This window comes from Sinomonas atrocyanea (assembly GCF_001577305.1).
Lineage (GTDB): Bacteria > Actinomycetota > Actinomycetes > Actinomycetales > Micrococcaceae > Sinomonas > Sinomonas atrocyanea.
Map to the genome: position 1 here is coordinate 826,973 of NZ_CP014518.1, position 12,927 is coordinate 839,899.

Sequence of the window (12,927 nt, forward strand, 5' to 3'; positions counted from 1 at the left end):
GCCGGGAGGACCCGGCGGGCACGTCGCTGTGGTGTGGTGCGGGCGGGCTCAGCCGCCCCCGGGCTCAGTCGCCGAGGCGCTGGGCCGACTTCGTGTCGAAGAGGTGGACGTGCCCCTGCTGCGGGCGGACCCAGATCGTCTCGCCCTTCATCGGCGGGCGGCGGCCGTCCACGCGGGCCACGATGTCGTGGTTCTGGCCGTCGAGGCTGGTGTGGCCGTACACGTACGCGTCCGCGCCGAGCTCCTCGACCACGTCCACCTCGACCTCGAGGCCCTCGCCCTGCGGGGCGGTCTCGAGGTCCTCGGGCCGGACGCCGAGCGTCACGGTGGGGCCGCTGGCCTCGGAGAGGACGTCGCGGGACACGGGGTAGATGGTGCCGCCGAACTTCACGCCGCCGTCGGCCTCCGGCAGCTCGAGCAGGTTCATGGCCGGGGAGCCGATGAAGCCGGCCACGAAGACGTTCGCCGGGCGGTCGTAGAGGTTGCGGGGGGTGTCGACCTGCTGGAGGATGCCGTCCTTGAGGACCGCGACGCGGTCGCCCATGGTCATGGCCTCGACCTGGTCGTGGGTCACGTACACCGTGGTGACGCCGAGGCGCCGGGTGAGCGAGGCGATCTGCGTGCGGGTCTGGACACGGAGCTTGGCGTCGAGGTTCGAGAGCGGCTCGTCCATGAGGAAGACCTGCGGGTTGCGGACGATCGCCCGGCCCATCGCGACGCGCTGGCGCTGGCCGCCGGAGAGGGCCTTCGGCTTGCGGTCCAGGTACTGCTCGAGGTCCAGGAGCTTGGCCGCCTCGCGGACGCGCTGGGCGCGCTCCTCCTTGGAGACGCCGGCGATCTTGAGCGCGAAGCCCATGTTGTCCGCAACGGTCATGTGCGGGTACAGGGCGTAGTTCTGGAAGACCATGGCGATGTCACGGTCCTTCGGCGGGACGTCGGTGACGTCGCGCTCACCGATGAGGATGCGGCCCGAGTTCACGTCCTCGAGTCCGGCGAGCATGCGCAGGGAGGTGGACTTGCCACAGCCGGACGGGCCGACCAGGACGAGGAACTCGCCGTCTGCGATCTCGATGTTGAGCTTGTCGACGGCGGGCTTGTCGGTGCCCGGGTAGAGGCGCGTCGCATTGTCGAACGTAACTGTAGCCACAGTCATCGATCCCTTCACCGGCAGGTACGTGCCGGACGATCCGTAGTGAATGGTTCTTGTTGTTCAGTTGTGTCCCCCGGAAGGGGAGTGGAGCACTGGCCGCCGAAGCTGGCGCCGCCAGTGTGCCACAGCATCAGGAACGAGGGCAGCGCCCTCGCTCACACAGAGAGTATGGCATGGATCACATTCGGTTGGACAATGTGACGTGCGCAACGTCCACGATGCGGCCCTCGGGCGGTCAGGGGGTGCGCTGGGCCGGGAGTTCCGAGCGCAGCCGGGCAAGGAGGTCCACGACGTCGGCCACGTCCTCGGGGCTCCCGACGCGGAACGCGGCCGCGGTCTCGCCATCGCCGACCTTGAGCCCGACGTCGCCCGTCTCGAGGGCATGGAAGCCGTCCTCGTCCGTGACGTCGTCGCCCGCGAAGAACACCGCGTCCGCCTCGGTGACCTGCCGCAGGAAGGCGAGGCCCTCGCCCTTCGTAGCGTGCACCACGGAGCCCTCGAGCACTTCCTTGCCGTCCTTGAGGAAGATGTCGCTGCGGGCGGCGAGCAGCTTCTTGGCGCCCGTGACCGCGGCGGCGGCGTCCTCCCGGTCAGCCTGGCGGGTGTGCAGGACGCGTCCGGCGGGCTTCTCCTCCACCCACGTGCCCGGGGCCTGCGACGCGATCTCGGTGAAGACCCGGTGCAGGATGTCCAGTGCGTCGCGCTGGTCGGGATCGAGGGTGACGGGCTGCTCCTCGCCGCCGAGGCGGACCTCGGCGCCGTGGCTGCCGATCAGCAGCGTGCGGGTGTCCGGGGAGGCGACGGCCACGAGGCTCGCCAGCGACCGGCCCGAGACGTAGGCCGTCCACGTGTGGGGGAGTGCGGCGAGCCGCACCACGGCGTCCCCCGTCGCCGGAAGGGGGCGCGCGTCCTCGGCCCGGGGCACGATCGGCGCGACCACGCCGTCGAAGTCCAGGGCCACGAGGAGCTTGTCGACCTTGGCGAGGCGCGCGAGCGCTTCGCGCAGTTCCCCGTCGATGCTCACGGGCAGACCTCCTTGAGGCGGGCGAGGAACGAGGCGGACCATTCCTCGACATTGTGGACCACGATCTGCCGGCGCATGGCCTTCATGCGGCGCGCCGCGACCCCGCGGGGAAGGCTGATGGCCGTGGTGATGGCGTCCTTGAGGCCCGCGATGTCATGCGGGTTCACCAGCAGCGCCTGCTTGAGCTGGTCCGCGGCGCCCGCGAACTCGGAGAGCACGAGTGCCCCGGTCCCGTCGCGGCGCGCGGCCACGTACTCCTTGGCCACGAGGTTCATGCCGTCGCGCAGCGCGGTGACGAGCATGACGTCGGCGGCCAGGTAGAGGGCGACCATCTCCTCGACCGGGTAGGAGTGGTGCAGGTAGCGGACGGCCGTGTGCTGCATCGTGTCGAAGGTGCCGTTGATGCGGCCGACGGTGCCCTCGATCTCCTCCCGCAGGATCCTGTACTGCTCGACCCGCTCGCGGCTCGGGCTCGCGACCTGGATGAGGGTGACGTCCCCGACGCGGGCCCGGCCGTCCGTGAGGAGCTCCTCGAACGCCTTGAGGCGGTGGCGGATGCCCTTCGTGTAGTCCAGGCGGTCCACGCCCAGCATGATCGTGGTCGGGTCGCCGAGGTCGTGGCGGATCTGGCGCGCCCGCTCGATGATCTCCGGACGCTCCGCGAGCTCGCTGATCCGCGCCGTGTCGATGGAGATGGGGAACGCCTCGGCCCGGACCGTGCGCTCCCGCGGCGACCACTCGCCGTCGTGCGCGGGATCCGTCACCACCAGCCGGGAGCCCTTGCCCGCCGCGCGGGCGTAGCGGCGGGCGGCGCGGGCGAAGTTCGCGGCGTCGTTGGGCCGCTGGAAGCCGAGCAGGTCCGCGCCGAGGAGGCCCTCGAGGACCTGCCGCCGCCACGGCAGCTGGGCGAAGATCTCCTGCGGCGGGAACGGGATGTGGTTGAAGAAGCCGATCTTCAGATCCGGGCGGAGCCGGCGCAGCATGGCCGGCACGAGCTGGAGCTGGTAGTCCTGCACCCACACCGTGGCGCCCTCGGCGGCCCGCTCGGCGGCGGCGTCCGCGAAGCGCTGGTTCACGCGCTGGTACGAGTCCCACCAGGCCCGGTGGAACTCCGGGGGCGCGATGACGTCGTGGTAGAGCGGCCACAGGGTCGCGTTGGAGAAGCCCTCGTAGTAGTTCTCGACCTCCTGCGCCGTCAGCGGCACCGGGAGGATCGTGATGCCCTCGTGCTCGAACGGCTCGAGGACCTCGTCGGGGGCGCCGTGCCAGCCCACCCACGCGCCGTCGGACTTCTCCATGACCGGCGCGAGCGCCGTCACGAGCCCTCCGGGGGAGCGCCGCCAGCCGGAGCCGCTGGCCTCCTCGACCCGGTCCACGGGAAGGCGGTTCGAGACCACCAGGAAGTCGTACAGCTCTCCCTGGGCCTCATCGGCGGCCTCTCCTGCGGTCTTGGTGGCACTGCTCTGGCTCACGCTCAGCCCCCTCAACTATTCCTCATTGGCCTCCAGCCTACCGGGGAGCACTGCGCAGCACGTCACACCGGGGCCCGGAACTGCCCAGCGGCGCAGGTCGTTGCGCAGTACGGAAGACCTGCGCGGGCAGGGGAGTGGCGCGGGCGCGGCCGGAAGGGCGCGGCGGCGCTGCACTACACTGAGCCCGTCGCCGCCATGCGCGCCGAGAAGGTGCCGCGAACCGATCATGAGGAACGATGAGCCCCGCCAACCAGCCACGACAGACCAAGGCAGAGCGCACCGCCGCCGCCCGTGAGAAGGCCCGCCAGATCCGTGAGGCGCAGCAGAAGAAGGAGCGGCGCAACAAGCTGCTGATCCGTTGGGGCGTCGTCGTGGCGCTCGTCGCCGTGATCGCCGTTGTCGCGCTCGTCGTGACCACGTCGATGCGGCAGAACGCGCCGGTCGGGGACACCGGGCCGCGCGCGGCCAACACCAACCAGTACGGCGGCGTGACCTTGGGCAAGGGCACCGCGGTGACGCCGGTGCCAGCCTCCACCGTCAACGTCGCCGACATCCCCTCGCCGACCGCCCAGCCCACGCAGGGTCAGGCGGCCAACGCCCCCGGCGTCGAGGCGTCCGCGAAGGGCCAGCCGGTCAAGGTGGTCCTATATGTGGACTTCATCTGCCCGATCTGCAAGCAGTTCGAGGACACCTACGGTTCCAAGCTGACGCAGGAGCGCAACGACGGGAAGATCACCGTCGAGTACCGCCCGCTCGGCTTCCTGGACCGCAACTCGACCACGAACTACTCCTCCCGCGCCGCAGCCGCCGCGGCCGCGGTGGCGAACTCCTACCCGGACAAGTACGCCGACTTCTTCAACGCCCTCTACGCCCAGCAGCCGGCCGAGGGCAGTGCGGGCCTGTCCGACGACAAGCTCAAGCAGATCGCCAAGGACCTCGGCGCGGACATCAGCAAGGCCGTGGACGACAAGACCTACCGCCCGCAGGTCAAGTACGACACCCAGCTCGCCTCGTCCTCCGGGGTGACCGGAACGCCGACCGTCTTTGTGGACGGCAAGCAGTGGGGCGTGGGCGCCGCCGCCAACACCCCGTTCGACCAGTTCCTGGACGCCGCGGTGGCGGCGAAGGGCTGATTCCCGCTCCCCGTCCGCGGCGCGGCGACGGACGACGGCGGCCCGGTCCCCTGTGCGGGGGCCGGGCCGCTTTCGTTTCTGGGACCCGGGCGGAGCCGGTAGGCTGGTGCTGCGCGCCCCGTGGGCGCCCCGCCCCCTTAGCTCAGTTGGCCAGAGCATCTGTCTTGTAAACAGAGGGTCGCCGGTTCGAATCCGGCAGGGGGCTCAGTGATTATCAGGGGTCCCGGCGGCCCGGGCTGGGCCGCCGAGGCGACCTCCCCCTATTCCTCCCCCTATTCGAGCGGGCTGCCAGCAGAGGACCGGCCTCAAAGGCCGCGTGGCGCTATTCGTGATGCAGATCTTCTGCGCGTGGCCAACTGCTAGACGTTGCTCGCCAGCGCCCGCTGAAGGAGATCGTGGGGTTAGGGTCGGACCTATGGCTGAGGGGGTTGAACGGCGGTTGACGCAGGGCGGGTCCGGGCCGCGGTTCCTGACACGGAAGGACGTCCAGGAGGAGCTGCAGATCTCAGCCTCGCAGGCGCTTGCGCTCGTGCGGAGCGGGGAGCTGCGCGCGATCCAGATCGGCGGCCGAGGTCAGTGGCGGATCGAGCGGGTGGTGCTGGAGGAGTTCATCGCTGAGGCCTACCGCCGGGCGGCTGGACGCGCCGGTGCAGCGGACGTTCCTGAGGGCGATGCCTGACTCGGGGCCTGCCGAGCGGGAGGACCTGCTCGCTCAGGTGCGCGAGCTGAGCGGCTTCGTCGCGGCCGTCCCGCCGGCTCCGACGTCGGCCCCGGATCTGACAGCGGGGCCGGCGCGGCTGAGCGCCCTTGAGCTGCGCCGGTTCATACCGCATCTGGAGCGCCTGGGGGTGTTCAAGGCTGGGCAGGGGCGTCTGCCCGGTGCGGGCCCGTCGGCGCCGGAGGGGGAGCGGAGTCTGGGTGCCTGGCTGTGGCGGCAGCGCCGCGCCCGGGAGGCAGGGAGCCTTCATCCGCATGCTGCGGAGCTCCTCGAGGAGGCGCTGGGGCCCTACTAGCACCTTCCACCCCGCCAGGCCCAGACACTCGAACAGCATCACCCTTGACGCAGCAGCACTGCCATGGTGAACGCGGACACCGGCGGACTTCCACGCTCAGGGGCGTGGGCTGTCGGTGCGCGCACCTAGAATCACCCCTGTCGGCCCCGCATTCGCACCGCTGGGGCCGGGATTCTTGGAAGACCTTTGGGGGACAACAGAACATGAGCACTACCCAACCGGCTCCGGCCGGATCAGCCACCGCGCGGAGGGACCGCGCCGTGAAGAGCATCGTCGTCGCGGGAGGCGCCGCCTTGGCGCTCCTGCTGTCCGGGTGCGGTGGGGGAGTATCCGCGGCTGCGAAGGCGCAGCATGCGCTGTCCACTGCGCCGGCCGTCGTATCGGCTTCCCCGACGGCTACCGCCTCGCCGACAGCGTCCCCTGCGGGGGAGCCGCTGGACCCGGACACCGTGGTCGCGGCCGCCGGCTCGGCCCCGAAGGCTCAGCCGGCCTACGCGACGAAGGCCCTTGACCTGCTGGCGACGCTGCCGGTGAAGGGCCGTGCCCCGAAGACCGGGTACACCCGTGACCAGTTCGGCCAGGCGTGGGTGGACGTGGACCACAACGGGTGCGACACCCGCAACGACATCCTCAAGCGCGATCTGACTGCCACGGCGTACACGGCCGGGAGCAGGTGCCGGATCGCCTCGGGCACCCTGAACGACCCGTACACGGGGAAGACGATCGGCTTCGTGCGAGGCAACGGCACGAGCACCGCGGTGCAGATCGACCACGTCGTGGCCCTGTCGGACGCGTGGCAGAAGGGCGCCCAGCAGCTCACCGCCGCCCAGCGCACCGCCCTGGCGAATGACCCGCTGAACGTGCTCGCGGTGGACGGGCCGACGAACGAGGCCAAGGGCGACGGCGATGCCGCGACGTGGCTGCCGCCGAACAAGTCCTACCGGTGCCAGTACGTGGCCCGGCAGGTCTCGGTGAAGGCCACCTACAGCCTCTGGGTTACCCAGGCCGAGCACGACGCGATCGCCCGCGTCCTGGCCTCCTGCCCGGACCAGCAGGTCCCCACGGACCAGAAGGCGCCTGCCAAGCCCGTCCCGGCCCCAGCGGCTCCCGCCCCCGCTGCCCCTGCCCAGCCTGCACCCGCACCCGCACCCGTGGTGCCGGCTCCTGCCCCGGCCAGCGTCTACTACGCGAACTGCGCAGCGGCCCGCGCCGCCGGCGCGGCACCCCTGTACGCCGGCCAGCCCGGCTACAGCACCAAACTGGACCGCGACCGCGACGGAGTCGCCTGCGAGTAGCGGCACCAGGAACGACAGGCGCCCCCCCAGAGGGTGCCCCGCGGACCAGTTCAGGGTTTCCCGGGGCACCCTCTGCCGCATCGCCGGTTCGCCTGTCAGCGCCGGGTCCTATCCTTGGGAATAAGTTTTCGATTTAGCGGGGAAAGGTGCGCATATGTCTTCGGTGTCGGTGTTCCCCGTGGCGGCTTCGCCCCTGCCGCTGCTGCACGCGCCCGTCGCTGTCCCGGCCGGGTTCCCGTCCCCGGCGCAGGACTGGTACGACGGGCCGATCGACCTGACCGCGGAGCTGGTGAAGGACCAGGCCGCAACGTTCGTCGTCCGCGTGGCCGGGCACTCGATGGAGGGGGCCGGGATCAGCGACGGCGACGAGCTGCTCGTGGACCGCTCCCTCACGCCCCGGGACGGCGACGTCGTCGTGGCCGTCCTCGACGGGGAGCTGACCGTGAAGCGCCTGGCCACCGTACCCGGGGGAGTGGTGCTGCGCTCCGAGAACCCTGCCTACCCGGACATCCCCGTCCCCGAGGCCGCCGACCTCCTCATTTGGGGGGTGGCGACTTTCTGCATCCACCACCTCCGTGCCCGCGGCAGCTCGCATCAGATGCCCGATTCGGCCACGCCCAAGGGGCCCAGGCGTGCCGGCTGAGCCCCACCCGGCCCTCGTCGCGCATGTCGACGTGAACTCGGCCTACGCGTCGTTCGAGCGGGTCTTCGACCCCTCGCTGGAGGGCGTGCCCACGGTGGTCCTGTCCAACAACGACGGGTGCGTGGTCGCGGCGTCGAAGGAGGCCAAGGCCCTCGGCATCCCCCTGGGCGAGCCGTGGTTCAAGCTCCAGCCCCGCGCCGCCATGGCCGGGCTGCAGGCGAGGAGCTCGAACTACGAGCTCTACGGGGACATGTCCCGCCGCGTCATGAACCATCGCATGTTGCATCCAACGCAACTGTCGACGACTGCATTCCTGCACAATCGGCAGCAATGCGGGGTCACCGTCGTCGATCGTAGCTGGGCGGATGCGGGGCGTAACCGCGGTGGGTTGACCGGAGGGTGCGTGAAACCGTACTTTGATGCATATCATGCAACATTCTCAGGGCGCCGGCGGCGTACTTCGGCTGATCTCCTCGGCATCGAACGTGTCGTTGGCGAGGCCGGAGGAGACGGTCTTCGGGGAGATGTTGGACTCGTGGGCCGCGCAGCAGGCCAGCCGGGGACTGCGCCAGAGCGTGATCCGCGCGCGCCGGAACCTCGTCGACCGCCTCTGCGAGCACTCGGGCCACGCGCCGTGGGAGTGGACGCCGCGGGACATCGAGTCGTTCACGGTCGAGTTGGCCGCCAGCGGGGTCGCGCTGTCGACCCTGCGCGGCTACCACGGGTCGATCAGGCAGTTCTGCGAGTACCTCACGAGCCCGCACTATGACTGGGCGGAGATCTGCGAAGCGCAGTTCGGGACGGTCCCGTCGCAGGTCTGTCTGCCCTGGAACACGCTCGCCCACCGCTTCGAGTTCGAGGGCGACGGCAGCCGGCGCCCGCTGACCTACGACGAGGTCGAGAAGCTCTTCGACACCGCGGACAGACGAGTCGAAGACCTCGTCTCCTCGCGCAGGAAGGGCGCACTCGCAGCGCTGCGCGATGCACAGCTGCTGAAGACGGTCTACGCGTTCGGCCTGCGGCGCACGGAAGCGGTCAGCCTCGACCTGGCCGATCTCCACCACAGTGCGAAGATGCGGTCCTGGGGCCGGTACGGCGCCCTGCATGTCCGGTGGGGCAAGGCAGCAGGAGGCGGCGCGCCCCGACGGCGCACCGTGCTGCTGGTCCCGGAGTTCGACTGGTGGATCCCGGGGATGCGGCAATGGGTCGAGGAGGCCCGCCCGCGGTTCGCCGGGCGGGATCTTCCCAGCATCTGGGTCACGGAGCGGAGAACGCGGGTCTCTCCCGGCTACCTCGACCGCCGGTTCGCTGACCTGCGCGAAGCGGCGGGCCTGGACGAGAAGCTGACCCTGCACAGTCTGCGGCACTCGTACGCCACGCATCTTCTCGAGTTCGGTTACGCCGAACGATTCGTGCAGGAGCAGCTCGGGCATGCTCACGCCTCCACGACCTCGATCTACGCGTCGGTGAGCTCCGACTACAAGAACCGCGTTCTGGCGAACGCGCTGAAAGGCCTACTCGAGATCGAGGAAGAGCAGTGATCGAAATCGAGCCGACTTGGAACCTTCGCGGCGTGATGGCCTCCCGCGGGATCTTCCAGACCACCAAGCTCGGTCCCCTCCTTGCCGAGCGCGGCATCGACCTCTCCCGGGAACAGGTGTTCCGCCTGGTCACCGGGACCCCCTCACGGGTGAGCCTGCACGTCCTCGCGGCGCTCACGGACGCGCTGGAGTGCACGCTGGATGACCTCGTCACGGTCACCCGGCGGGAGGTCGCGGAGAAGAAGGCCGTCGGCGGCGAGGAACCGAGCGCGGGCATCGGCGACCTGCGCCCAATCCGCGCGAGCATCCGACGCCCACGCGAACGGTGAGCGCCGAAGCCAGCCGTCCAGCAGACGACGGCGAGGCGGCAGAGCTCGCCTCGATCGTCAGCATCGTGCAGGCGACGGCGAACGAGCTGTCAGTGGACGTGATCGAGCAGATCGTGCTGAGGGTCGCGCCGATCCGGCGCACCCGCCGGCGCCTCCAGATCGCGCTCGAGACCCGCCCGCTTCTGCTCACCGGCGGCCACCCGAACGTTCCCGCCACGGCTCAGGACCTCTGCCACGCGCTCGTCGACGCCGGCGCGTCAGCCGTGGTCCTTCCCGCCTGCGAAGGCTGCGGCCGGCACGTCCGAATGCCCCACAAGGCCCCGGACGGAGGACGCCACTGCTCCCGCTGCGAACGCAACCACCGAGCAAGGGAATGCTCGAACTGCGGCCAGGTCCGTCCCGTCTACCGGTCGATCGAGGGAGACACCCTCTGCCGTGTGTGCTGGCGCTCCGACACCCGATCCTTCGCTGTCTGCTCCCGATGCGGCCAAAACGCCACGATCATCACCCGGCGGCCCGAGCCCGTCTGCGTCCGCTGCTACCGGGCGCCACTCAAACGATGCTCCCTCTGCGACAAGGACGGCCCGGTCGCCACCCACCTGGACGGCCGCCGCGTCTGCGCCCGCTGCTACTACGGCATGCGCCGCCCACGGCCATGCCCGGACTGCGGCCAGCCACGCTTCCTCACCCACCCACACTCCGGACGGATGACCTGCGCCGAGTGCGCAGGAGCGCCCGCCACTCTCGCCTGCCCGGGCTGCGGATCCGTGTCCAACAGCCGAAAACACCACTTCTGCGACCGATGCCGCCACCCCGCCACCGTCCGCCGCCTCCTCACCAAGGAGGACGGCGAGGTACCCGAAGCGCTCAGGCCTCTCGAGGCCTACCTCCTGACGCACCCGACGAAATCCGACTCCATCGAACGGTGGGCGCTGCGGAGCGGCACGGCACGCACACTCCGCGACCTGGTCGAGGGGCGTCTGGCACTGGACGCCGGCGCGATCATCGACGCACTCCCTTCGCCCCAGAGCGAAGCGTTCCTCCTCTCACTGCTCGCCGCGGCGGGTCTGCTTCCCGAAGACGATGTCCATCAGGCCCGGTTCGAGCGCTGGCTTGAGCACTGGCTGGCAGGCATCGAGAGCCAACAGGACCGGCTCATCCTGCACCGCTACCACGCCTGGGGAACCAACCAGCTCCTCCGCCGGCCCGTCAGCCGGCCTACGGGAAGAGGACATCGGATGAGCCGCCACCGTTCCCGGCTGCGGTACTGCGCACACCTCCTCGTCCACATCCGAGAAGCTGGACACACGATCGCGTCCTTCCCGCAGCGAGATCTCGACCGGCACCTCACCGGCTCCTCCAGCCAGAAGGACGCGCTCTCCCACTTCACCCGATGGCTGCGACAGCACCGGCTCTCGGCCCTCACAGTGAGTGCCCGTAGCACCGGCGAACCGTCACCCGGGATGGACTCCGACCAGCGGTGGCAGACCGCACGCCGATTCCTGAACGACGACACCATCCCGCCCGGGGACCGCGTCGGCGGCCTCCTCACACTGCTCTACGGCATGCAGGCAACCCGCGTCGTCGCCCTCGAGCGCTCCTCGGTGACCGAGCTCGGCGGCCGCGTCAGCCTCACCATCGGCTCCGACCCGATAGAACTCCCCGCTACTCTCGGACGTGCCGTCCGGGATCTGATGAGCGCATCGGCACCGAAGACGGACCGATGGCTTTTCCCGGGACGCAATCCCGGGACGCACCTCACCGCAGGCACGCTGGTTCAACGACTTGCACGCTATGGGCTGCGCCTCGCTGACGCGCGGGCGACGACGCTGCTCGAGCTCGCACAGCACATGCACCCGCGGCTCATCTCGGACCTCCTCGGCCTCTCGACCACCGCGGCAGCACGGTGGTGGCGGCTTGCGGCCGGCGACTGGACCGGATACCCCCCAATCAGATGAAAGAGCCCCACGTCCGAAATACTGCCTTCGGTGCCCCATAAGGGTGCGGCTCCGTCAGGTGGGCATCGAGCCGAGTGCCGCGGAGAACACCGTGGCCATCTTGATGCAGGCGACGATGACGGTGCCGACGAAGGCCGCGGCAAGGAGCCACACGGGCGCGAGCCCCCGCGGGCGGGCTGCTCTGCGGACGACCACCGACCTGCCGATCACGTAGCAGGCCGGGGAGAGGAAGGCCCAGGCCCAGTGGAACGGTCGGTGCAGGCCCTGGCCGAGGAGCCCCTCCCAGTCGGCATGTGCGGACCAGACAGACACCCCATAGGCAATGAAGCCTGTGAGCAGGACGACCAAGTACAGGGGTGTGAAGATCGAGTCCATCTCGAGCATCCGGATGCTCTGGCCGCCGCTGACGACGGTGCGGTGGCGGACGACGGGATTCCAGGCGAGCTCGAGGAGCACATTCGTGAAGGGCGCGAGAGTGACAACCCAGATGGGCCAGCCGTACACAGCAGAGCTGGTGTGGAGCGGTGGCCTGTCGGCGCGTACTCCGGGGAACCCCTGTGCGCGGTATGGGTGGGCCCAGGAGCGTCCATCCCCCTGCCCGGGCTGGGGTGAGCTTGGCGCCGGATATGATCCGGGGGGCAGCTTCGAGGGACGCACGTGCCATGCACCCGGAGGTGGCCACCCACCACTTGTGTCGTCCAACCTGAACTCCGATCTCTACGCGGTTCTTCGAAAGGGCGCTTGTCCTGCCGCCGGTGGTCACGGTCCCAGGAAGGTGTCGATTTCCCAGGAGCCTGCGGCGACTGTGTGAGCCAGTCTGGACATCGCGGCAAGGTTCGTGGGCCTGCCGGCAGTACCTGGGTGATACAGGACAGTGACAGAGCCGAGCTTGGTGCATAGGGTGTAATGCCATTCGGCTTTCTCGTTCGCGTAGCCCCCGGCGGGGTCCGCCGGATCAGCTGTGAGGCCTGTCTTGCCGCAGCCGTCCTTGCTATCCGAAACATACTGGAATCGAGCGTACCCAGAAGGGCTCTCTATTCCACTTGTGGGACTGATCTCGCAGGTTACTTCATACCCTGGTGCATTGTCGTGACCCACAACGGCCTGTTCCTTTAGAGGCGCGAACTCCACCCTCTTGGTGAATAACCGCCGGAAGTCAACGGAGAACGTGAGATTCGCGCAGTTCTGGCTCGCCGGAGAACCTTTCGCTGGCCTCTTGGGCATTCGCTCTGCGCTCATGGAGCCCTCAGCAGTCGCCTTAGGGGATGGGCTCATGGATTGCGGAGAAGGAGCGCTCGCGCTCGAGGTTGCGGTCGGATGCTCAAGTCCGGTCGGCTGGAGAGACGCCGAACATCCCGCCGCACAAATA

The 12,927-nt window shown here is 69.6% G+C and carries 12 protein-coding genes, 1 tRNA gene and 1 pseudogene; 10 read left to right on the forward strand and 4 right to left on the reverse strand.

The features are described 5' to 3' along the window. Positions 1 to 64: 64 nt before the first annotated feature. From SA2016_RS03960 to SA2016_RS03970, 3 genes are all read right to left on the reverse strand, one after another. Positions 65 to 1,147, reverse strand: coding sequence for an ABC transporter ATP-binding protein (locus SA2016_RS03960; protein WP_066501966.1), 1,083 nt, complete (start codon positions 1,145 to 1,147; stop codon positions 65 to 67). Between the two features lie 238 nt (positions 1,148 to 1,385). Further along, positions 1,386 to 2,174, reverse strand: a complete 789-nt coding sequence (gene otsB, locus SA2016_RS03965; protein ID WP_306505421.1) for a trehalose-phosphatase — start codon at positions 2,172 to 2,174, stop codon at positions 1,386 to 1,388. Then, on the reverse strand, positions 2,171 to 3,646 hold the full coding sequence (locus SA2016_RS03970) for an alpha,alpha-trehalose-phosphate synthase (UDP-forming) (protein ID WP_276508651.1): 1,476 nt from the start codon (positions 3,644 to 3,646) through the stop codon (positions 2,171 to 2,173). Before SA2016_RS03970 ends, otsB begins: the two co-directional genes overlap by 4 nt. 236 nt (positions 3,647 to 3,882) lie before the next feature. Between SA2016_RS03970 and SA2016_RS03975 the strand changes: the two genes are divergently transcribed. The 10 genes and pseudogenes from SA2016_RS03975 to SA2016_RS22080 all read left to right on the forward strand — a co-directional run bounded on the left by SA2016_RS03975 (position 3,883) and on the right by SA2016_RS22080 (position 11,558). Beyond that, positions 3,883 to 4,779 carry a DsbA family protein gene (locus SA2016_RS03975; RefSeq protein ID WP_066495529.1) on the forward strand — a complete coding sequence of 299 codons (897 nt, stop codon included), beginning with the start codon at positions 3,883 to 3,885 and terminating at the stop codon, positions 4,777 to 4,779. Positions 4,780 to 4,910: 131 nt separating this feature from the next. Next, a tRNA-Thr gene (locus SA2016_RS03980) sits at positions 4,911 to 4,984 on the forward strand. A 210-nt stretch (positions 4,985 to 5,194) separates the two neighbouring features. Beyond that, entirely contained in the window at positions 5,195 to 5,458 is a 264-nt protein-coding gene (locus tag SA2016_RS03985; RefSeq protein ID WP_066495530.1) for a helix-turn-helix domain-containing protein, read from the forward strand. After that, positions 5,451 to 5,792, forward strand: coding sequence for a hypothetical protein (locus SA2016_RS03990; RefSeq protein WP_141305591.1), 342 nt, complete (start codon positions 5,451 to 5,453; stop codon positions 5,790 to 5,792). The genes SA2016_RS03985 and SA2016_RS03990 overlap by 8 nt, the downstream gene beginning before the upstream one ends. A 260-nt stretch (positions 5,793 to 6,052) precedes the next feature. Beyond that, positions 6,053 to 7,087: a GmrSD restriction endonuclease domain-containing protein gene (locus SA2016_RS03995; protein ID WP_229710791.1), complete on the forward strand. Its 1,035-nt coding sequence runs from the start codon at positions 6,053 to 6,055 to the stop codon at positions 7,085 to 7,087. Between the two features lie 154 nt (positions 7,088 to 7,241). Continuing rightward, a complete protein-coding gene (locus SA2016_RS04000) occupies positions 7,242 to 7,730 on the forward strand; it encodes a LexA family protein (RefSeq protein WP_084249289.1) in 489 nt (162 codons plus the stop codon). Further along, positions 7,720 to 7,998 (forward strand): annotated as a pseudogene (locus SA2016_RS20675) (Y-family DNA polymerase); the annotation flags it as partial. The gene SA2016_RS04000 and the pseudogene SA2016_RS20675, both read left to right, overlap by 11 nt. A 217-nt stretch (positions 7,999 to 8,215) precedes the next feature. Continuing rightward, positions 8,216 to 9,271: a tyrosine-type recombinase/integrase gene (locus SA2016_RS04005; RefSeq protein WP_276508652.1), complete on the forward strand. Its 1,056-nt coding sequence runs from the start codon at positions 8,216 to 8,218 to the stop codon at positions 9,269 to 9,271. After that, the gene (locus tag SA2016_RS04010; RefSeq protein ID WP_229710792.1) at positions 9,268 to 9,600 is read left to right on the forward strand and encodes a helix-turn-helix domain-containing protein; all 333 of its coding nucleotides are present in this window, start codon (positions 9,268 to 9,270) and stop codon (positions 9,598 to 9,600) included. The genes SA2016_RS04005 and SA2016_RS04010 overlap by 4 nt, the downstream gene beginning before the upstream one ends. Then, positions 9,597 to 11,558 (forward strand): zinc finger CCHC domain-containing protein, encoded by a 1,962-nt coding sequence (locus SA2016_RS22080; RefSeq protein WP_229710793.1) that lies wholly within the window; start codon positions 9,597 to 9,599, stop codon positions 11,556 to 11,558. Before SA2016_RS04010 ends, SA2016_RS22080 begins: the two co-directional genes overlap by 4 nt. Before the next feature lie 54 nt (positions 11,559 to 11,612). Here SA2016_RS22080 and SA2016_RS04020 read toward each other — a convergent pair whose 3' ends face one another. Continuing rightward, the gene (locus tag SA2016_RS04020; protein WP_066495537.1) at positions 11,613 to 12,062 is read right to left on the reverse strand and encodes a hypothetical protein; all 450 of its coding nucleotides are present in this window, start codon (positions 12,060 to 12,062) and stop codon (positions 11,613 to 11,615) included. Positions 12,063 to 12,927 lie beyond the last annotated feature (865 nt).